Source organism: Hymenobacter sediminis (genome assembly GCF_003231285.1).
GTDB classification, from domain to species: Bacteria; Bacteroidota; Bacteroidia; order Cytophagales; family Hymenobacteraceae; genus Hymenobacter; species Hymenobacter sediminis.
Window position 1 is genome coordinate 130326 of sequence record NZ_QKNS01000007.1, and the last position, 21398, is coordinate 151723.

At 59.5% G+C, this 21398-nt stretch carries 16 protein-coding genes; 8 read left to right on the plus strand and 8 right to left on the minus strand.

From position 1 onward, the window contains the following. The first annotated feature begins 17 nt into the window (after positions 1-17). The 8 genes from DNI29_RS18145 (at position 18) to DNI29_RS18180 (ending at position 8246) form a co-directional block, all read left to right on the plus strand. Entirely contained in the window at positions 18-371 is a 354-nt protein-coding gene (locus tag DNI29_RS18145; RefSeq protein WP_110979548.1) for an S-adenosylmethionine decarboxylase family protein, read from the plus strand. Further along, positions 368-1699 (plus strand): DUF4178 domain-containing protein, encoded by a 1332-nt coding sequence (locus DNI29_RS18150; RefSeq protein WP_110979549.1) that lies wholly within the window; start codon positions 368-370, stop codon positions 1697-1699. The genes DNI29_RS18145 and DNI29_RS18150 overlap by 4 nt, the downstream gene beginning before the upstream one ends. Before the next feature lie 23 nt (positions 1700-1722). After that, positions 1723-1914: a hypothetical protein gene (locus DNI29_RS18155; protein WP_110979550.1), complete on the plus strand. Its 192-nt coding sequence runs from the start codon at positions 1723-1725 to the stop codon at positions 1912-1914. A 105-nt stretch (positions 1915-2019) separates the two neighbouring features. Further along, on the plus strand, positions 2020-2235 hold the full coding sequence (locus tag DNI29_RS18160; protein ID WP_110979551.1) for a DUF350 domain-containing protein: 216 nt from the start codon (positions 2020-2022) through the stop codon (positions 2233-2235). Next, a complete protein-coding gene (locus DNI29_RS18165) occupies positions 2228-3805 on the plus strand; it encodes a polyamine aminopropyltransferase (protein ID WP_110979552.1) in 1578 nt (525 codons plus the stop codon). The genes DNI29_RS18160 and DNI29_RS18165 overlap by 8 nt, the downstream gene beginning before the upstream one ends. 206 nt (positions 3806-4011) lie before the next feature. Next, entirely contained in the window at positions 4012-5652 is a 1641-nt protein-coding gene (locus tag DNI29_RS18170; RefSeq protein WP_110979553.1) for an NAD(P)-binding protein, read from the plus strand. A gap of 144 nt (positions 5653-5796) precedes the next feature. Then, positions 5797-7056 (plus strand): carboxypeptidase-like regulatory domain-containing protein, encoded by a 1260-nt coding sequence (locus DNI29_RS18175; RefSeq protein WP_110979554.1) that lies wholly within the window; start codon positions 5797-5799, stop codon positions 7054-7056. Positions 7057-7163: 107 nt separating this feature from the next. Then, a complete protein-coding gene (locus DNI29_RS18180; protein WP_110979555.1) occupies positions 7164-8246 on the plus strand; it encodes a hypothetical protein in 1083 nt (360 codons plus the stop codon). 82 nt (positions 8247-8328) lie between these two features. Here the strand turns inward: DNI29_RS18180 and DNI29_RS18185 are convergent, their stop codons facing one another. The 8 genes from DNI29_RS18185 to DNI29_RS18220 all read right to left on the minus strand — a co-directional run bounded on the left by DNI29_RS18185 (position 8329) and on the right by DNI29_RS18220 (position 21253). Further along, entirely contained in the window at positions 8329-8607 is a 279-nt protein-coding gene (locus tag DNI29_RS18185; RefSeq protein WP_110979556.1) for a hypothetical protein, read from the minus strand. A gap of 126 nt (positions 8608-8733) precedes the next feature. Then, a complete protein-coding gene (locus DNI29_RS18190) occupies positions 8734-11721 on the minus strand; it encodes a glycosyltransferase family 117 protein (protein ID WP_110979557.1) in 2988 nt (995 codons plus the stop codon). 130 nt (positions 11722-11851) lie between these two features. Then, positions 11852-12766: a DUF6929 family protein gene (locus DNI29_RS18195; protein ID WP_110979558.1), complete on the minus strand. Its 915-nt coding sequence runs from the start codon at positions 12764-12766 to the stop codon at positions 11852-11854. Positions 12767-12896: 130 nt separating this feature from the next. Continuing rightward, complete coding sequence (locus DNI29_RS18200) at positions 12897-14939, minus strand: OmpA family protein (RefSeq protein ID WP_110979559.1); 2043 nt, start codon at positions 14937-14939, stop codon at positions 12897-12899. Between the two features lie 197 nt (positions 14940-15136). Further along, on the minus strand, positions 15137-15334 hold the full coding sequence (locus DNI29_RS18205; RefSeq protein ID WP_110979560.1) for a hypothetical protein: 198 nt from the start codon (positions 15332-15334) through the stop codon (positions 15137-15139). A gap of 508 nt (positions 15335-15842) precedes the next feature. Next, positions 15843-16514 carry a response regulator gene (locus DNI29_RS18210; protein ID WP_110979561.1) on the minus strand — a complete coding sequence of 224 codons (672 nt, stop codon included), beginning with the start codon at positions 16512-16514 and terminating at the stop codon, positions 15843-15845. Positions 16515-16738: 224 nt separating this feature from the next. Further along, complete coding sequence (locus tag DNI29_RS18215) at positions 16739-18043, minus strand: amidohydrolase family protein (protein WP_110979562.1); 1305 nt, start codon at positions 18041-18043, stop codon at positions 16739-16741. Between the two features lie 147 nt (positions 18044-18190). Further along, a complete protein-coding gene (locus DNI29_RS18220) occupies positions 18191-21253 on the minus strand; it encodes an amidohydrolase family protein (RefSeq protein ID WP_110979563.1) in 3063 nt (1020 codons plus the stop codon). Positions 21254-21398: the final 145 nt, after the last annotated feature.

Genomic DNA, 21398 nt, shown 5'->3' on the forward strand with positions numbered 1-21398 from the left:
AGCCTGCTGGTTATCTGATGCATTCTTACGCACCCGGCCTCCATATCTTGGCCACCTTTACGGCCCCGCCTGCTGCCCTGCTCAATGCGCCGGCCTGCCGCGCCTTTTTTACAGACCAGGTAGCGGCGCTGGGCCTTACCTGCGTGGGCGAGGCCTACCACGCCTTTCCAGAAGGCGGCTTTACGGCTGTGCTGGCCCTCACCGAGTCGCACCTGAGCATTCATACCTGGCCCGAGCACGGCCTGGCAACCTTCGATGTGTTCCTGTCCAACTTCCGCCGCGACAACGCCGACCGGGCCCGGGAGCTGTACGCCGCCACCCTGATCTTTTTCGGGGGCGAAGAGCAGTCGAAAACGGAAGTCCGCCGATGAGTACTGCCCTACCCCCGCCCACCGCGCCAGCCCAGGTGGAGTGCCCGAGCTGCTGGCAACAGCTTCCGTACTACGATGCCATCAACAGCGCCTTTTTCGGTTGCCCGAAGTGCCACACGTTTTTTGAGTATCCGGAAATAGGCAAGCCTAAGCCACTCCAGAAGTTCAAGGCTCAGCCCTCCCTGCAGCGCACCCTACCCCTCGGAACGACGGGAACCCTGCAGGGCCGCCCCTACCGGGTAACGGGCTACATGTGGCGGCGCGAATCCAAATCCACGGCGCACTGGGAGGAGTATCAGCTGCGGCACGAAGAAACGGGCATTTATCACCAATTGGCTGTGTACCAGGGCCACTGGATGCTGATTGAACCCACCGAAGAACAGTACCGCGTGCAGCAGGGCAACAGCCGCCGGGCCTTCGTGGAAACCGCCGACGATACTTTCCTGCTTTACAACCGTTACTCGCCGCGTGTGCTCCACGCCGAGGGCGAGTTCGACTGGAATGTGCTGGGCGATGAAAGCCTCAGTATTTCCGAATACATTAGTCCGCCCCTGATGCTGGTGCGCGAGCGGACCGCGACCAAACGGGTGCACTGGTTTCGGGCCCAACACCTCGACCCGCTCGAAATTCAGAACGGCTTCCGCGTCGTCAACAGCCGCATTCCGTTCCGTACGGGCGTCGGCGCCCTTGAGCCTGGGCCAAGCCAGGGTACCTGGCCCATTCTGCGCACTTTCTCGCTGGTGGTTGCCCTGCTGGTGGTGGCCACCCACCTCTTCCTGATGGCCTGGGGCAACGAAACGGTACTTGACACGGACTTTGTCAGCAGCCCGCAAACCGTACCGCTGGAGCAGGCCGTGGGCAGCAGCGCCGACCGGCCCATGCACGTTTCGCCCTCGTTTACGGTGCCCGGAACCGGAGCCCTTTCCATCAGGCTCAGCGCCAACGTGGATAATAGCTGGCTGGAACTGCCCTTCACGGTGGTAAACGAGCAAACCGGGCAGCTGTTTGAGGCGACCCGGGGCATGGAATATTACCATGGGGTAGAAGACGGGGAAAGCTGGAGCGAAGGCAGCACCGAAACCGATGCCCTGCTCAACAGCGTCCCGGCCGGCCGCTACCACCTCAATTTCTATCCGGCCGCCGACGCCAGCAACCAGAATCCTATTTCTTTTCACGCCACGGTGCAGGCCCGGGCTTCTTTCGGCTCCAATGCGTTTTTGGCGCTGGTGCTGCTGCTGCTCTACCCGGCCATTCAATTTGTCCGGCGCCACTACCACGAGCAGCAGCGCTGGGAAAACAGCGACTACGGGCCTGGCGCTGCTTCTTAACACTTGCTACCCCCTTCCCCTGCATGGACTGGCTACGCTCCCTCTGGAAAATTAAGTTCTACGCCCTGTTTGCCCTACTCATTTACGGGGGCTTCCTGTGGTCGGGGCTGCATGGCAGCCGCTGGCTGGGCTCCGACGATGAAAACACCGAAAACCTGAACGGCAACAGCCACACCACCGGCACCGGCAGCCGCAACAGCTTCTATCACAAGTAGTGAATGAGTAAATGAGTGAGTTTTTAATGTGCTGTCATCTTGAGGCCGGTTCTACTCTACTCAGTCACCCTACTTCCCTCAATCACTCATTCACCATTTCACTTTATGGAATACCTCAACTTCAAGCTTATTGCCGCCTCGGTTATTTACTCCGTCATCGGCATTGCTATTCTGGTTATCAGCTTCGTGATTTTTGAGAAGATGACCCCACGCACGCTCTGGCGCGAGATTATGGAGGAGCACAACACGGCTCTGGCCATTGTGGCGGCGGCGTTCATGATTGCCGTGGCCCTGATCATCAGCTCGGCTATTCATGGATAAAGTGCCCGTGCGCCGGGCGCGGCGGGCTGCTCCGGCAGCGGCCCTACCCCCCGCCCCGGCCGATTACCACCCGGCTCTGCTGCTGGGCTCCGTGTTTGTTATTGCCACCTGCGGGCTGATTTACGAGCTGATTGCGGGCACGCTGGCCTCCTACCTGCTCGGCGACTCGGTAACGCAGTTCTCTACCATCATCGGGGCCTACTTGTTCTCCATGGGCATTGGCTCCTGGCTGTCGCGCTACCTGGGCGGGTCATTGCTGCGGTGGTTTATCCGGCTGGAAATTATGGTGGGGATAGTGGGCGGCTTTTCGGCTCCGCTGCTGTTCGTGCTGTTTGAGTACGTCACCTCCTTCCGGCTGATTCTCTACGCCCTGGTGAGCCTGACCGGGGTGCTGGTGGGACTGGAAATTCCGCTGCTGATGCGGATTCTGGAGAACCGCTTCGAGTTCAAGGATCTTGTTTCCCGGGTCTTCACCTTCGATTATATCGGGGCACTGCTGGCCTCGCTCATTTTTCCGCTGGTGCTGGTACCGCAGCTGGGCCTTATCCGGACGTCGCTGCTCTTCGGGGCCCTGAACGTGGTAGTGGCCGGCGTGGCCCTGTACCGCTTCCCCGAAACCCGCCCATTTCGGCGCAGTCTGGCGGGTGGCTTGGTGGTTTCCCTGCTCGCCCTGGTGGTTTGCTTTGGCTACGCGGAGCGCATCCAGACCTACACCGAAGGCATGGCGTTCCAGGATCAGGTTATCTACTCTAAGAGCACCACTTACCAGCGCATCGTACTTACTAAAAACCAGCGCGAGCTGCGGCTTTTCCTGAACGGCAATCTGCAGTTCAGCTCCCTGGATGAGTACCGCTACCACGAGGCCCTGGTGCACCCCGCTATGCAGGCCCTACCCCAGGCCCGGCGCGTATTGGTGCTGGGCGGCGGCGACGGCTTGGCCGTGCGTGAACTGCTGAAATACCCCCAGCTGCAAAGCATCCGCCTCGTGGACCTTGACGCGGGCATGACCCGGCTGTTTCGGCAGAACGAAATGCTGCTGGGTTTGAACAAGCGCGCCCTGCTTCACCCCAAAGTAGAGGTCATCAATGGCGACGCCTACCAATGGGTACGCCACGATACGGCCCGCTACAACTGCATTGTGGTGGATTTCCCCGACCCGGGCAACTACTCTATTGGGAAGCTGTACTCGGTGGCGTTCTACCGAGAGCTGGAAAAACGGTTGGCGCCCGGCGGCTGGGTAGTGGTGCAGAGCACTTCGCCCTATGTGGCCCGGCAGTCGTTCTGGTGCGTGAACCATACGCTGCAGGCGGCCGGCTTTACTACCCTGCCTTACCATTGCTACGTGCCCTCGTTCGGGGAATGGGGCTTCGTGATGGCCGGCCGCAACGCGCACTGGCGCCCCGATGCCGGCCCCCTCCCCCCCGGCCTGCGCTATATCACGCCTGCCACCATCCGCGACATGCGCTTCTTCCCGCCCGACATGAGTGAAATTCCGACCGAGGTCAACCAGCTTAATAACCAGGCCTTGGTGCGCTACTTTGAGGATGACTGGGGCCCGTACGTGCATTAGAACTACCCAGGATGGAAGGCTACGCCATCTGACCGGTCGGCTTCTTCCTGATACTTGCTGAGGGTTAGGCCAGGCGCAGAGGGTAGGCGGCCGTTATGAGTGACGCAAGCGCCAAATTAGTTAGGCGTCTCCAGCGTCGGGCCCAAGCAGAAAGCCTTGTTGAACCCTCAACATCACCATTTTACAATTTCACTATCTCTCCACTCATGCCTACCCGGCGCAACTTTCTGAAGCAGGCCGCGGCAGGCGGCGCGGGGCTGCTACTGGCTCCGCTGGCCGGATTGCACTCCTGCGCGCCTGGCACCAGCCGTAGCCACATTCGGGGCAGCTTGCACGGAGCCAACCACACCACGGGGCATTTGCTGCGCGACGCTTCTCGGCTGCCGTCCCCTACCCATACCCGGCAGGTGGAAGTGCTGATTGTGGGTGGCGGGGTAGCCGGACTAACGGCGCGGCGCGAATTAGAGCGGCGCGGCTTCCGGCCCGAGCAGGTGCTACTGATAGAGTTGGATGAGCAACCCGGCGGCAACTCCCGCGCCGGCCAGAACGAAGTAGCCGCTTACCCCTGGGGGGCCCACTACCTGCCCATCCCCGACCCGCGCAACCAGGAGCTACTAGGGTTTCTGCGGCAAGCAGGCGTCATTACGGGCACTGACGGGGTTTCAGGCCTGCCTATTTACAACGAGTACTACCTCTGCCACGACCCCGAGGAGCGCCTTTACCTGCGCGGGCACTGGCAGAATGGGCTGGTGCCGGAGCTAGGAGTACCTCCGGAAGAGAAACAGCAAATTGCCCGGTTTTTTAAGCTGATTGACTCGCTGCGCCTAGCTACCGGCGCCGATGGTCGCGACGCCTTCCGGATTCCGGTGGCCGAATCGTCGGCCGATGAGCAGTTTCGGAAGCTGGACCAGGTTCCGTTTGCTGCTTATCTGGATCAGGAGGGTTTCACCAGCCCCCACCTGCGCTGGTACCTCGACTATAGCTGCAAGGACGACTACGGGGCTACGGCCGCCCAGGTATCGGCGTGGGCCGGGCTGCACTACTTTGCCTCCCGCAAGGGACGCGCCCACAACGCGGCGGCCTCCGATGTGCTAACCTGGCCCGAGGGCAACGGCTTTCTGGCCGAACAGCTCCGCCGGCAGGCTACCTCCCCTATCCTGACCAACACCGTAGCATACGCCCTGCAGGAAACGCCTACCGGTCTGGCCGTGAGCTGCTATGATGTGGTTTCCCGGCAAAGCTCCCGCGTGGAGGCTCGGCAGGTGGTGCTGGCTACTCCCCTGTTCATTACGGAACGGTTGCTGACCTCGCTGCCCGTTGCGGCCCACCGCACGTTGCCGTGCCACCGGGCCCCGTGGGGGGTTATCAACCTCACGCTGGATGGCCTGCCGCAGGGGCCGGGGGCTCCGCTGAGTTGGGATAATGTGCTCTATGGCACGGCTTCCGTGGGCTACGTGAATGCCAGCCACCAAAGCCTGAGTTTAAATGCGGCGGGACCCAAAGTCATTACTTGCTACCTTCCCCTACCGGCCGACAATCCCGCTGAGGCCCGTCAGCAAGCCTACCAAACCCCCTACGATGAATGGGTACGCCGGATTCTGGCCGAGCTGGAAACCGCCCACCCCGGCCTTACGCCTCACGTGCAGCGCGCCGATGTATGGGTGTGGGGGCACGGCATGGTAGCCCCTACCCCCGGCTTTGTGTGGGGCACCGCCCGCAGGCAAGCCGCCCAGCCCTGGCAGGGCAAGTTGTTCTTCGCCCATACTGACTTAAGCGGTATTTCTATCTTCGAGGAGGGGTTCTACCAGGGGTTACGCGCCGCCGCAGAGGTAGCAGCATTAGCGTAAGTTGTTACTCGTTTCATTACAAGGATATCTAATTACGAAAATATCGTATTATTACGAATATTTCGTAATTAGAAGCTCAAGGGCCCTGCTTTCTTGGTGCAACTGGATGGCGGCAGGTTCCGTGGCTTTATTTTCTGGCGTTTTATGCGGCACCCTTCCCCATTCCTGCACAGCCTGCTTATCCTACTGCTGGTAATGCTCAGCTGGCTGGCCGTGCCTGCCTCTGGGCAGGCCCGGCTAAGCGGAGTAGTGCTCGATTCGCTTACACGGCAGCCCTTGCCCTTTGGTACGGTGTTCCTCGCGAATACTACCCTGGGCAACAGCACCGATAAGGAAGGACGCTTTGTGTTTGAACAGGTGCCGCCCGGCACCTACGAGGTAGTGGCCTCCTACCTAGGCTATAAGCTGCGGCGCCAAGTAGTTACCATCAGCACAACACCGCAACAGCTTACCTTCCGGCTGCCGCCCGCGGCCAATGCCTTGGGCGAAGTAGTGGTACGGGCTACCCCCAACAACCCCGATGACTACCGCAAGTTTGCCGAAACGTTTCTGGGCAGCACTAGCTTTTCGCGCCAGTGCCGCATCCTCGACCCGGAAGCCGTGCGCGTGCAGTATGATGCCAAGGACAACGAGCTGCGCGCCACCTGCGCCGAGTTTCTGACGGTAGAAAACCGCGCCCTGGGCTACCGCATCAAATACTACGGCCTCGACTTTCGGCTGAATTTCCGGGGCCAATGGATGGCTTTCTACGGCTGGCCGATTATGGAACCCCTGCGTACCCGCTCGGCCCGGCAGCAGCGCCAATGGGAAGCCAACCGCCGCGCCGCCTACTTAGGCTCTCTGACGCATTTTTTGCGCAGTGTGTACGAAAACCGTGTTACGGAAGAAGGCTTTCAGGTGCTGCGCCTGAGGCGAGTAGACAACCCGGCCCGCACTCAGGCCGATAGTTTACTGGCGGTTATGCGGCAGCAGGCTCCGTGGCGGCGCCCCCTCAACCCAGCCCGCTTCGATGACTCTCTTAACCTGCTGGCGCGGGTACCACCCCAGCTGCAATACCTGTACACCAAACCGCTGCCTACCGCTGCATTTCGGCAAACCCTGCCAGATTCAGGCCGCGTAGGACTGGCATTCTCCGACTTGCTGCAGGTCACCTATGCCCGGGAAAAGCCAGACCCTATGTATGCGCAGCACTTGGCCCGCACGGCTCCGCTGGGCCGGCCCGCGCCGCCTCCGGTCACTACTCAGGTTTCAGTGCTGCACTTGCTGGCTCCGCGCGTGCTGCTGCAGGCCAATGGTCAGCCGGCTAATCCGCTGGAAGTCCTGACGGAGGAGTACTGGGCCTTTGAGAAAATCGGCGAGTTTCTTCCTCTTAACTACCAGCCTTCAACTTCCACATCGAACTAACCTCTCTCATAGGCTTGCGTGCTACCCTTGCAGTTGGCACTAGCGGCCTATTCGTGTGTGAGCTATTGTAGCCGAAACGTTACTTTCGGCTATCGTTTTTCAGCCTGATGCCCACCGCTACCGTTCAGCCCGCAACCACCCTTTTTCGCCAGCCCTGGATTCGGTCGGCGTGGTTTGATGGCCTCTGGATTCTGGGTCCGCCGTTTTTGGCGCTGCTTATTGTGGCCGCGCTGCCGGCAACGTATCGGGCCTCAGGCCAGATGCCGGTACTGGCCTGGGTCGGGCTGGTAGTACTCATCGACGTAGCGCACGTATACAGCACGCTGTTCCGCACCTACCTTGATCCGGTACGCCGCCGTCGGTTCCGGCACCTGCTCTGGGTAGTGCCGCTGAGCTGTTACGTGGCGGGCGTGGCGTTGCATCAGGCCGGAAGCCTATGGTTCTGGCGGGTGCTGGCGTATGCGGCCGTATTTCACTTTATCCGTCAGCAATACGGTTTCCTGCGCCTTTATAGCCGACAAGAAACTGCCCGAACCGACCACCGCCTACTAGACCAGATAGTGATTTACGCGGCTACGCTGTACCCTTTGCTGTGGTGGCACCTGGCCCCGCCCCGCAACTTTAACTGGTTTATCGACGGTGACTTCGTGCAGCTCGACTGGCCACTGGGCCGCCAGCTGCTATTGGTTCTTTACGTGGGCTTATTAGGCTTGTATCTGCTGAAGGAGGCCCGGAGCTGGCAGGTTACGCGCCATCTTAACTTGCCGCGCAACTTGCTGGTGTTGGGCACGGCGGCCTCGTGGTACGTAGGCATTGTGCTTTTCAACGGCGACCTCGCCTTCACGCTGCTTAATGTAGTAGCCCACGGCATTCCGTACTTGGCCCTTATCTGGACTACCAGCCAGCCTACCCCCATTTCGTCATCAGAGCCCTCCGGCGCTGGTCGGCGCTGGTGGCAGGGCCGCTATGGGGTGGGCTTGTTCCTGGGGTTGTTATTTGGCTTGGCGTATCTCGAAGAAGGCATTTGGGATGGAATGGTGTGGCGCGAACATGCCCCCATCTTTGGCTGGTTTCAGCAGCTTCCAGCCGTTACTGACTCCATCTGGCTTAGTTTGCTAGTGCCACTGCTGGCTTTGCCCCAGGCCACCCATTACGTGCTGGATGGTTTTATCTGGCGGCGCGGCGCTTAGTCTACCAATTATACAAAAAGGCCCGGCTGAGTTCAGCCGGGCCTTTGCGTGTGTTTCAGACGGTAGAACAGGCCGTATCCTGTTAGGCAGCATTGGCCAGCGGCTGCACCACCTCAGCGTCCAAAATTTCGACTACAAAGCCGTTTTCGGGCGAGTAGGTTTTGCGGTAGTGCACCACCAACTGGCGGCCGCGGGGCGAGGTCACCTGCGTGGTGCAGATGTCGCCGTAAGCTTTTTCCTTTTCCAGGAAAGGCTGCAAGGCCTGAATGGTTTGCAGAAACTCGGCTGGTAGCAGCCCTTGCTGCTCCTGCAATTTCACGGCACTAACGGGGTACAGAAAACGAGTGTTGAACAGAATCATAGGGTAAGAGAAACAAGCCAAATTGTTCTGGTTGGCTAACGCTTTCCTACCCCGCTTGATTCCTGAAAACCTGCTATTTATTCAGATTTTCCACTTCGCTTTTTTGGAGCATAAGAAACGCCTCTTCTACCCCCCGTACTGCTGCAGAATACCAGCCAGCTGGTTGGCGCGGGCAGCGTCGTTGGTATCAGCGGCGGCCAGGTAAAGGTGCTGGAGGGTGAAGAGCTGCATCCCGATTTCCCGGTCGAAGAGGGCGGCATCGGGGCGGGCGGCGTAGTAGGCCAAGTGCTGGGTGGTGCGGGTAGTAAGGGTATCCATGATTTCGCGGGCCCGCTGGGTTTCACCCACCGCTACCAGGGAGGGCACCAGGTCGGGGGTGTAGGCATCATAGGGCAAGGCCGTATCAGGTAGTACCGCGAGGCACTTCTGCAGCACCTGGCGGGCGCGGGGCTGGTTGCCAGCTTCTACGTAGGCGCGGGCCAGGCGGGCAAACTGCTGGCGGTAGGCGGCCAGGGTGAAGCGCTGGTTTTCATCGTAGTACACCCGCGGGTTGTTGAGGTTGCGGTAGCTGTACTTGCGCATCAGGGAGTCATAAAGCAACTCTTTGGCTACCACGCCTTCTTCGGGTAGGCGCAGTTCTGGTTGCTGCGCCGGCGCCCGGCACGGCACTACCCGGCACGCTAAGCCCTCCAGCTGCAGATAAGGCTCCAGACCCAAGCGGTTGCCCGGACTTACGGTATTGGCGAAGTACACCGGCCGCTGCCAGTTGTTGGTGGCCAGCATATCCAGCAAGGCCAGGTCTTTCTTCTCTAGCGCACTCTTCGTTACCTCCCACGCCATGCGCGGCACCACCTGTCCCTGCCGCTCGGCCGGCACCACCCCACTGCGCCGGACTGCGGCCGTATCGATGGGTAGTACGAGGCGGTTGGTGGGGTAGGAAAGCAAGGATTTCGAGCCATCGGCGTAGCTAACCTGCAGTAAGGGGCTGTTCTGCTCCACCAACTGCACAAATTCCCGCACATTCAGCTCGTGCACGGCCGGGTTTTCTACGAAGGGCAGGTAGTCGTTGGTACCCTGGCGGTAGCGGGCCGTGCTGATGGACAGGGGCAGCGGCGCCGATTGGTAGCTGCGCTGGCGCATCTGCTCCACGTACCAGTCGGTATTGAGGTAGCTCGACACCATCACCCGCACATCGGGCCGCACGCCTTCCACTTCCTGGGCGTACCACAGCGGAAAGGTGTCATTGTCGCCTTCAGTAATCAGGATGGCATTTGGGGCCAGCGTATTGAGTACGTTTTTGGCGTAGTCAACGGAGCTAAAGCGGCCAGCCCGGTTGTGGTCGTCCCAGCCTTCTACTGCCATCAGCGTGGGCACTACCAAACCGAGAGTTGTAGCCAGCCCTACCCGAAGCCTATTGGCCGAAAGCAAACGGCTGAGCGCGGCGTGCAGAGCGAGTACGCCCAGCCCAATCCAGATGCAGAAAGCCAGCGTGGCGCCCGCAAACGTGTAGTCCCGCTCGCGGGGCTCCTGGGGCGGCTGGTTGAGATAAAATACAATGGCCAGGCCCGTCAGCACGAACAGCAGCCCGACTACCAGGGCCTGCTCCCGATTTCGGCGCAGCTGCCAGATCAGGCCCCCTACCCCCAGCAGGAAGGGCAAGGCCAGGAAGGCATTCCGCCCCCGGTTTTCGGCCACGCTGGCGGGCACGGTATGGGTAGCATCCCAGGGCCACAGCACCCCGGCGTGCTGCACGTCGCTTTCCCGCCCAATAAAATTCCAGCCGAAATACCGCCAGAACATGTGACCCATCTGGTACTTGAACAGGAAGCTCAGGTTCTGGCCCATCGTCGGCTTTTGGCCCTCTTCCAGGCCGGCAACCCACTTGCGGTACTGGCGCACCAGCTCGGGGGTAGTGCCTGCGGGGCCGCTGTAAATGCGGGGGAGCAGCATCTTATCGGTGGCTTCGTAGCGCAGCTCGGGGCGGTGGTCGGTGATGACGTACCGGCCATCTTGGCGGGTGTAGCGCGGGGCACCGTCTTCCTGGGCCGTCGGCTGGGCAAATAAATGAGGGCCGTAGAGCAGGGGCCGGTCGCCGTACTGTTCACGCCGCAGGTAGCTCACAAAGGACAGTACTTCGTTGGGCGCGTTTTCGTTGATGGTAGGGTTGAAGGAGCTGCGAATGGGCACTATCAGGTAGCAGGAGTAGCCGATGAGCACGAACACCAGCGCCAGCAGGCCCGTGTGCAGTCCTACGTGCCCTGAGCGGTAGGCAAAGCGGAACCCTGCCAGCAACAATCCACCAAACAGCAGCAGAAACAGCACCAGCCCCGAGTTGTAGGGTAGCCCAAACGTATTCACGAAGAACACTTCACTGGCCCCGGCCAGGGTAGGCAGCCCCGGAATAATGCCTTCCAGCACTACCAGCACCAGCAGGCTGCCCGCCACCAACGCCAGCAGAATGCCGCGCCAGGCAGGTTGGGCCGTCCGGCGGAAATACCACACCAGGCACAGCACCGGAATAGCCAGTAGGTTAAGCAAATGTACCCCAATTCCTAACCCCACAACGTAGGCAATCAGCACCAGCCACCGGTCGGCGCCGGGGAGGTCGGCCCGCTTTTCCCACTGGAGTATCAGCCACACCACCAGGGCCGTGCCTAGCGTAGAAAGCGCATACACTTCGGCCTCCACGGCGTTAAACCAGAACGAATCGGAGAAGGCGAAGGCCAAGGCGCCCACTACCCCGCTGCCCAGCACCAACCCTACTGAGGCTCCTGGCAACGGCTCGTTATTGGAAACCGGCACCAGCTTTTCGGCCAGATGGGTGATGATGCCAAACAGCAACGCTACTGTAGTGGCGCTGGCCACCGCCGATACCATATTCACCAGCACCGCTACCCGCGTCACGTCGCCGAAGGCCAAGAGGGAGGCCAGGCGAGCCACGAGCAGGTAAAGCGGGGCGCCCGGCGGATGGGGCACCAGCAGCTTGTAGGCGCTGGCCGTGAACTCGCCCGCATCCCAGAAGGAAGCAGTAGGCTCCAGGGTGGACCAATACACGCCCAGCGCCAGCAGGAACAGGGCCCCGCTACATAGTTGTTTCAGTCGGGAATACGGCATACAGCACTAGTTCAGGGTGAATAAAAAACGCATCCGGCCGCCCGGAATGACTTCCAGACTGCCGGATGCGTTTTCACTGGCACCGGTTGCCTACCCCCCAAAAACTATACAACTGGTGGCTAGCCCCGTCCTATAGGCTCAGCGCTACCGTTACGGCCGTAGAGCCGCCCGCATCATCATCGGTTACCAGCAGCAGCTCGTAGCTTTTCGGGCCCGATTTGCGACGCACGGTCACGCTTTCCACTTTGCCCCGGTACGGTTTGCCGCCAGGCTGTTCCAGCCGGGCCAGCCGCACCGGCAACACCTTATCAGAAGGCTTGGCCAACTCCAATACCCCAACAAACGACCCTAGCACCGCACCGTCCTGCACGGCATCCTGGGTGTCTTCTACCGAAGCGGTAACAAACAGGTGGCCATCATGCCAAGTAGCACCCGAAAAGCCGGCCGGTTTGCCGTCAATTACGGGCAGCTCGAACAGTTGCTTTTGCACGGCCGGTACCTGCTGGATGCGGTGGTGCAGGTAGTCGAGGGTAGCGGCCAGGGGCACCCGAAACAGCAGGTTACCAGTAGCCGAGCCTACCGTGCGCTGAAACAGCAGCAGCTCCGTAGCGGTGGCCGCCGTGGCTTCCAGGTTCAGGACGATGCCGGGGGATAGCAAAGCCCGGAGGGCAGCGTACAGTCCGCTCAATGATACTGGGTACACGTTCCCTACCCCACCGGTTTTCAATAAGGGCACCCAAAAGCCCTGCTCCCGCGCCGCCGTGGCACCCGACCCTAGCGCCAGCAGGCCGGTTTCGCCAGCGGGGGTAGTAAGGGCCGTCATGCACTCCAGATCCAGCTTCAGCTCTTTCGGGATGCGGCCGGTGCTGAAGTGGGCCGTTTCAAAAAGGCGAGTGGGCTCACCGGCGGCCAGGGTGGCGGCGTTCAGCTGGTAGAGGAACGGAGCATCATCGCCGATGACGTAGGCCACGCTGCCGACTACCTCTACTCCCGAGGCAGAAGGCAGGTTGGGCAGTACTACTTCGCTACGAATAAGGGCCTGCATGCTGGTTTGAGAGCTTAGGTATATATTTTTTGATGGCGTTGGGGTACCTGACGTCCTGTTCTTTTTGAATCAGACTACCGCCGTTCTGAACACGGTCTTTTCAGCAACCAGAGGTCAGGTACCTTAGCCTCTACTTCACAATCGTAAACTCTACGCGCCGATTCAGCTTGCGGGTTTCCTCCTTATCATTGGAAGCGCGCGGCCTGCTGCCCCCGTAGCCCACGGTGCTGATGCGGTTTTCCGGTACGCCGCGCTTTACCAGGTAGCGCTTCACCTCCGTTACGCGCTCCTCCGAGAGCTTCACGTTCAGGTCGGCCCGTCCCTGATTATCGGTGTGGCCTTCCAGCCGGATGTTCACAGTAGGGTTGTCCTGCAGGGTGCGGGCCAGGCGGTTCAGCTCGGTGTAGGAAGCGGGCAGCAAGGTGTATTTGCCCTGCGCGAAGATGAGGGTAGGCAACTCCAGACTAGAGCCTACCGCTGCCGGCACCAGCAGCAACTCCAGGTTCTGAGAGCCGCTCACCGTGATGGTATCAGTAGCTGTGAGGTAGCCCACGCGGGAAGCCAGCAGCCGGTAGCGGCCGGGCGGCAGCGTAAGCTGGTAGTTGCCGCCAGCCACGTCGGTGCGGGCGGTGGCGTTGAAGGCCAGGTCGTTGCCCAGGCGAATGGCTTTTACCTCCGTGGCCAGGGGCTGCCGGGTTTTAGCATCCAGCGTCCGGCCTCTCAATAAAGAGCGAGCCGCCACAGTGGGCGATACCACGGGCGGTACGGGCCGTAGGGAGTCAGGCTTGGGGGCTACCCCCGTTACGGTCCGGAACAGGTCGGCCGGACCATTGGCCGTTTGCGACGACACGTAGTACGCCTGCTTGCCATCGGCCGTCAGACTGAGGTAGGCATCAAAGCCGGGGCCGTTCAGCGGGGCGCCCAGGTTGCGAGGCTCACTCCAGCGGGTCCAGGTTTCGTCGAGGCGCTGGCTCACAAATATATCGGAGCTGCCGTAACCCGCGTGGCCGTAAGAACTGAAGTACAGCAGTTTGCCATCGGGGTCCAGCCAAGGCGCGAAATCGAAGCCGGGCGAGTTAATCACCGGTCCTAAACTCACTGGCTCGTTCCAGATTCCGTCAGCACCCTGCCGGCTGATGTACAGGTCGTTGCCCCCCTGCGAGTCGCCGCGCTCCAGGGAAAGCAGCAGTATTTTCTCGTCAGGAGTCATGAAAAACGACGTAGCCGGGCCGGCCGAGTAGTAGTTGGCAATGGTCAGGGGTGCAGGTTGGGCCTGTTTGCCGGTAGCTCCGCGCGGCACCTGGCTCACTCCGTCGTCGCGGAAAGTGCCGTCCCGCTCATAATGGCCGCGCACCAGCAGGGTTTTCCCCTCGCTGGTTACCGCCATAACTCCGTTGTGCTGGGTAGTGTTCAGGGCATCGAGGCGAGTAGCAGGCCCCCAGGTACGCCCCCCGTCGGCGGAGGTGCTGGTCCAGATGTCGCCAGATTCTGTAACACCCTCCGTGTTGCCGGCGTAGCGGGTGCGCACAAAATACAGCGTGCGGTTATCCGGCGACAAGACGGGCTGCAACTCGTTACCGGTGGGCGTGTTCAGGGCCGAAAGCGGTGCGGGCAACCCAAAGCCCAGCTGGGTGCTGTCTACGTTGAGACGGAGCTTGAATAGCTTCCACTGCTGGGTAGCCCGGTTCTGGATGCGCTGCCCGACCACGGGTGTGCCGTTGAACTTATCGGCTGCCGCCAAGGCAGCGCACTTATCGTTGCCGCGGCTCACCAGCATAAAGCTGCCGATGGGACCGGAAGGAATCAGTTTCCATTGCTGGTAGAAGCTGCCGGTCCAGGGGCGCTGCACAATAGCGGCTCCCTCATCGGGCTTTTCCAGGGTCAGGCATTTGCCGCTGTGGCGGGCCTCTACGCGGTAAAAATCACTACCCTTAGCGGCAGGCACAAAGCGCCACTGCTGGCTGTTGGCGTGGGTAAACTCCCACTGAATGCCGGTAGCGCCGGCCTCGGCTGAAGCGTTGGTAATATCCAAGGAGCGGCCACTGCTGCGGGCAATAACCCCATACCACGCATTTTCATCAGGAATGAAATTTACCTGAGCTTGTAGTGAGAAGGTAGTCGAAAAAAGCAGCGTGAGCGGAAGCAGCACACGGCGAAACAACAAATTTATCATGCACGCAAAACGGAAGGACAGGAGCGCAAGTTAGCCCGAAATCCGGGCTGCCACGGGCAGAAAGCCAAAAGGCGCTGCCCCCCTGAACGGAGAGCGGCGCCTTTTCGTGTGGAGTTGCATACCAGGCTGCACGCCGGCACCAGGGTAGCCGACGGCGGTAGAATATAGAGTGGAGAAGGAGTGCCTATACTAGGCCGCTAGTTGTTATTGATGTACTTAAAGCGTACGAACCGGTCGTTCTCATAAATAGCCGTGAAATGACCGCCCCCCGATTTGGTTTCGGTTTTTCGCTCCGCCGCTTTGGGGCTGGCAGTTGAGCTGGTTGGAACGGAAGGATACGCCCCGGGAATCATACCGGGCACATGGCAGATGAAGGAGAGGATCTTCGAAGGCATGGCGTGTTTCTCGTTAGTAGTAAGATGTTTTGACACTGGCAACGCGGTGGTTAAGTGAGAAAAAACTGCATTTAAACGCTACATAGCGCCTTTTGCCCAGATCAAATATAAACATATTATCATTTGATTGAACGATGCTAAGGTATATTTTTTCTTCGTTAAATGTAAATCAGTAGCACCCCTGATTTTATCTACGTACTGGTACGGATATTTCCTTGCCCCTCGAAATCTTCAGCATCAGCTTCCTGCTCAACAGTCCATTTCTGTTTCTAAATCATCAGAAAACGACTTCCAGGACGTTTTAAACCCTGTTTTTCTATCCCTCTACCTACCTGCACCTAGTTGCCCAATAAACTGAGCTGTTTCCTTCGACTTCTCTTCTCTCCGTACGCTTTTCTTCCTCGCCCTACCCACTGAATTCTTCCCTGCCCACCTTATCGCAACTCCTTCCCTGCCAGTGGTAACCTGACAGGAATATTGCACCTTATTTATTACATACCACTAGCAGTCAAGATATTAACTTATGCCGTAAGGCATACTGAATAAGACCCACCACCGACTTGGAGTTGGTTTTAGCAAACAGATTACGACGGTGGGTTTCCACGGTCCGCTCACTGATGAAAAGCGTTTCAGCAATGGCTTGGTTGGAATACTCCTGGGCAATCAGGCCCAGAATTTCCCGCTCCCGGTTGGTTAGGTCGGCGGGGCGGTTGGCTTCCAGCGTGGCCGGAATGTGCAGGTTTTGCAGCAGGGTAGCCGCTACATCGTGGCTGAAGTAGTTGCGGCCGAGGGCTACCTGCCGAATGGCCTCTGTCAGTTCAGTGCGGGTAGCGGTTTTAAGCACGTAGCCCGAGCCGCCCGCTTCCAGCATTTCCGCAACCGTAGCGTGGTCATGAAACATACTCAGAATCAGCACCCTGATGTTAGGCCATCGGGTCCGGATAATACGAGTCAGCTCAATCCCCGACATCTCTGGCATGTTTAAATCGAGCACGGCTACCTGCACCTCCGGGTACCGGGTGGCCAGAATATCTAGCGCCTCGGGGCCGCTATACGCCTGTGCTACCACCCGCAGGCTGGGTTCCGGGAACAGCATAGCTTTTAGGCCTTCCACTACCACCGGATGATCATCAACCAACAAAAGGGAAATCAACTCATCTTCTGGCAATGACTCACTCATACATACTTGTATTACAGATGATTACAGATATACCCGTTTCATAGCCGCGGGCCTATAAAGAAAGATACCATAATCCTGCCTGTTCCTCAATATAAGTCATATCATATATTCCAAATCCATCGTGAAACCTACCCTTATAAATGCACTAAGCCCGGCTGCATGCGTGGCCCTACCCCACTGGATAAGGCCAACTGCACACAGCCGGGCTCTACCGGTAGGCCTGCCTACTTCAGGCCATATTTACCGCGAAATTTGTCGCGCAGGTAGGTTTGCTTGGTATCGAGGCGGAAAGAGCGGCCGTCAATCCAGGCGCGGGTAACGTCGTTGGTGCGCATATCAAGCAGGTCGCCGCGGCTAACCACTAGGGTAGCGCTTTTGCCAGCTTCTACCGAGCCATAATCTTTTTCTACCCCCAGAATACGGGCTGGGCTAAGGGTTACGGCTTCTAGGGCCTGCTCTTTGGTAAGGCCGTAGGCCGACGCGGTGCCCGCAATAAAGGCCAGGTTGCGGGCACCGGAGGTTTCCTGGTCGCCTTCGTAATCTAGGCAGAACCGCACGCCGGCTTGCTGCAGCAGGCTGGGTAGGCGGTAGGGCTGGTCGTAGTCGTCGCCGTCGCGGCGAGGTAGAGCATGAATGCGTGAGAGGACTACGGCTACGTCGTTCTGCTTCAGAAAGTCCAGCATCATCCAGGCGTCGCGGGCCCCGATGATGGTCACTTTCTGCACGCCCAACCGCTTGGCAAACCGCACCGATTCGAGCAGTTCCTTGCCATAATCGGCGTGAATGAACAGGGTTTTGGAGCCATCGAACAGGCCGGCCAGGGAAGTGAGGCGCAGGTTTTCCTTGCGGCCCGCAGGCTGCTGGCGGTAGGCGCTGGCTTCGGTGAGCAGGCTTTCCAGCTGGCGCAGCTGCTCCTGGCGGGCTTTTTCGCGGCGCTCCAGCACTTGGGCATCCTCGTTAGGGCTGGTCTTGATAATCATGGCTGGCCAATTCAGGTGCAGCCCGTCATCGGCTTTCACTTGGGCATCCTGCCAGTTCCAGGCATCGAGCTGCACCACGCTGCTTTGGCCCGAGAGAATACCACCCCGGGGCGTCACTTGGGTCAGCAGCACGCCATTGGTGCGCACCGTCGGGATGATGTCGGAATCGGTGTTGTAGGCAATAAGGCTGCGCACGTTAGGGTTGAACTCGCCTACCTCGCGCGCATCCACCGTCGCCCGAATCGATTCTACCTCCGTGAGACCCAGCGTGGAGTTTGGCAGAATTAGGCCGGGGTAGATTTGCTGTCCTTGCACGTCAATCACGTCGTAAGCAGCGCGGTCTTGGCTGAAGCCGCCTTGGGCGCCAGCGTAGGTAATACGGCCTTTATCGAAGGCCACGGCGGCATCGGGTACTACGGTACCGTTGCCTACGTGCAGAGTACCGCCCAGCAGCAGGACCGGCTTGCTTTGGGCCGGCGCCGGGGCAGGTACCTGGGCCAGTGCGGGGGTAGCCGCGAGCAAGGCCAGAGAAAGAAGTATACGTTTCATGAAGTTATGTCGTGGTAGTTCCAAGCGTCCCGCTTGAGTTGGAGCCCATACCGTTGCGAGCTTTTTGCCTTTGGCTAATTAAAGGGGGGTAGCAACGAAGTCAGCAAGCACAGCAGAACTGACGATGGTAAGCTGAACAAGGAGCCTTTACTGATCCAGCTCTTTCTCCTCGCCCATGGTGTCGCAGTGGTAGTGCTTATTGGGCCGAGCGGTAGGCATTTGGGTAGTAGCACCGCTTTTCTTGGCTTCCAGCATTTTCTGCACAATGCGCAAGCGTTCCTGTTGCATCTGCTGACGCAGCTGCTGGTCGGTTTCCAGGCTAAACATCTCGCGGCCGTCCACGAAGGTGCGCTCCGCGCGGGCGTAAATGCTCAGCGGATGATCGGTCCAGAGCACCACATCGGCGTCTTTGCCCTCCTTGATGCTGCCCATGTTCTTATCAAGGTGCAGCATTTTGGCGGGGTTGATGGTCACCAGCTTCAGCGCTTCTTCCTCCGAAAGACCGCCGTACTTCACCGTTTTGGCGGCTTCCTGGTTGAGACGGCGGCTCATTTCAGCGTCATCGGAGTTGATGGCTACGTTCAGGCCTACATCGTGCATGATGCTGGCATTGTAGGGAATAGCGTCGCGCACCTCATTTTTGTAAGCCCACCAATCAGAGAAAGTGCTGGCGTTAATGCCGCGTTCCTTCATCTTGTCGGCCACTTTATAGCCTTCCAGAATGTGGGTAAACGTGTTCACCTGGAAACCCATGCGGTCAGCCACGTTCATCAGCATATTGATTTCTGACTGCACGTAGCTGTGGCAGGTGATAAAGCGCTGCTTGTTCAGGATTTCCACTAGGGCCTCCAGCTCCAGGTCGCGGCGCGGGGCCTCGCCTTTCTTGCGCTTGGCCTTGCTGAGCTTATTCCAGGCTTTCCACTCCTGCTCGTACTCCTTGGCGCGGGTAAAGGCATCTACAAACACCTGCTCGGTGCCCATGCGCGTTTGCGGAAAACGCACAGTATTCAATTCGCCCCAGTTGCTTTGCTTCACGTTTTCGCCCAGCGCAAACTTAATGAAGCCCGTCGCGCCCTGAATCTTCATCTGCTCCGGAGTCATGCCCCAACGCATCTTAATCAGAGCTGACTGCCCGCCGATGGGGTTGGCCGAGCCGTGCAACAGCTGTGCGGCTACTACCCCGCCGGCCAGGTCGCGGTACACGTCCACGTCCTCGGGGTCTACCACGTCGGCAATGCTTACCTCGGAAGTTACAGATTGGGTGCCCTCGTTTACGCCGCCGGAAATAGCCAGGTGGGAGTGCTCATCAATGATACCGGGCGTTAGGTGCTTGCCGGTGCCATCGATGCTGCGGCCGCCGCTGGGAACGGAAAGATTGCGCCCAATCCGGGCGATTTTACCGTTTTGCAGCAGCACATCGGCGTTTTCGAGCTTCCCAGCCGCCTCACTGGTCCACACGGTTGTATTCTTGATCAGAATGGTTTGCTGAGTTGGCACCTCCGCCCGGCCATAGGCCACGAAGGGGTACTGTACTGCACCCAGTTGGGGCGGCACGGGCGCTTTGATGGAGTCGCGGCGGGCAGTGCGGGTAGCTTCCTCCAGGCGCTGAGCACTCCACTTCACGGTGGTAGCGTCGGGCAGTTGGCCGTCGCCCTGGAAGGTGCGGCTCTCGGCCGTGTAATAGCCGCTCAGCCGGATGGCGCCGCTGCCTTTGGCTTTAGGGTTCGGGTTGAAGACGAGGGTAGCAAGTTCCCCATTCACGCTCATCGTTCCCTTCACGGTGTCGCCGGCTGCGCCCACAATCTTCAGTTCCGGAGCTTCGGGCTTGCCGGCCAGCAGCAGCCTACCCCCCGGCTGTTGCCCAACCTGCAAGGTGTACACGCCCCGGTAGTCGGCGGGCAACGTGCTGAGCTGATACCGCTCGCCCTGCACCCAATTGTCGAGCAGCACATTGTCTTCGGCCAGCAGACGGTTGGAGCATACCAGGAAGTTGGCTTCCATGCCAGGTTTGAGGGCTCCTACCCTATCCTCGGCTTTTACCAGGGTGGCCGGAATGGCAGTTAGGGCCTGCAGGGCCTGTTCCTCCGTGAGGCCGTACTGCACGGCTTTACGCAGGTTGGGCAGAAACTTCTTTTTATCCTTGAGGTCGGCGGTGGAAAGCGCAAAGGGCACACCAGCTTTGGCCAGCATGGCGGGGTTAGCCGGGGCCATTTCCCAGTGCTTCAGCTCCTGCAGACTTACCCGCGCGGCGTCGTACACGTCATCTACCTGGTAGGCGTCGGGGAAGTTGAGGGTGAGGATAAGTGGGGCCTTGGTGGCCTTGATGTCGGCAATGCGCTGGTACTCGTCGCCGTGTCCTTTGATGATGTATTGCACCCCAAACTCGTCGCCCAGCTTATCGGCCCGCAGGGCATTTAGCTTGTCGCGCACCTCGAAAATAGCCGGTAAGCTGCGCTGCTGGTTCAGGGCTCTGAGCGACAGGTTCTGCTCCCGTGTGGGGTTGCGCTGGTTCCAGTCGGCATCGAGGTAGCTCTGGCGCAGCAACGCAATACTGCCCATTAAGGACGACGGATAATCCTGCGTGCTGCTACCCTTATCAAAGCTGAAAGCGGCGGCAGCACGGTCCTGGAGCAGCACTTCACTTTCGCGGCGGCTGGTGTTCAAGCTTACCAACGCGGCCGTACCGCGGGCAATACCATCGGGCTGGTGGGTGAGCACCGCCCCAAAGCCCTGGCGACGGTAGGCATCGGCCTGCTCAGCGTTGGCGCGGAATAGCTCGGCCGCGTTTACTTCCGGATGAATAGCCTGGTTCCAGTCGTAGGCACCAGCTTTGGTGCTTTCCATCTGGGGGCCACTGCGGCGGCCCTGGCGCTCAGGGGCTTTCACCTCGGGGACTCCGTAAGCGGCGTACAAATCCACGAAGCCCGGGTAAATGAAGCGGCCCTTCAGGTCCTGAACTACAGCTCCGGCCGGAATTTTCACCTTGGTGCCCACCGCTTCCACTTTGCCATCCCGAATCAGGAGGGTAGCATCATTGAGCCGGGTTTTGTAATCGGTGAAAATGGTGGCGTGGGTGAAGGCGTACAGGCCCGGCCGTTGGTCGTACACGCCGTTGCGGGGAAAGGTAGCTGGCTGCTGGGCATAGGCTACCGTGAGGCTGCCCGTCAGCAAGCCGCCGGCCAGGCCCAGCCGGCGAAGGTCAATGCGCATGTGGTAGAGGTATGTGGAATAGGTAGGATGTGACGCGAGAAAACTACCCGGAATGAGCAAAGCCCTACCCCAGGCGCAGCAAAGAACCACTTCGGCAACCGGAGTTGCACCAGTTCAGTATGTTGAAGATGAAGCTCAACTAACT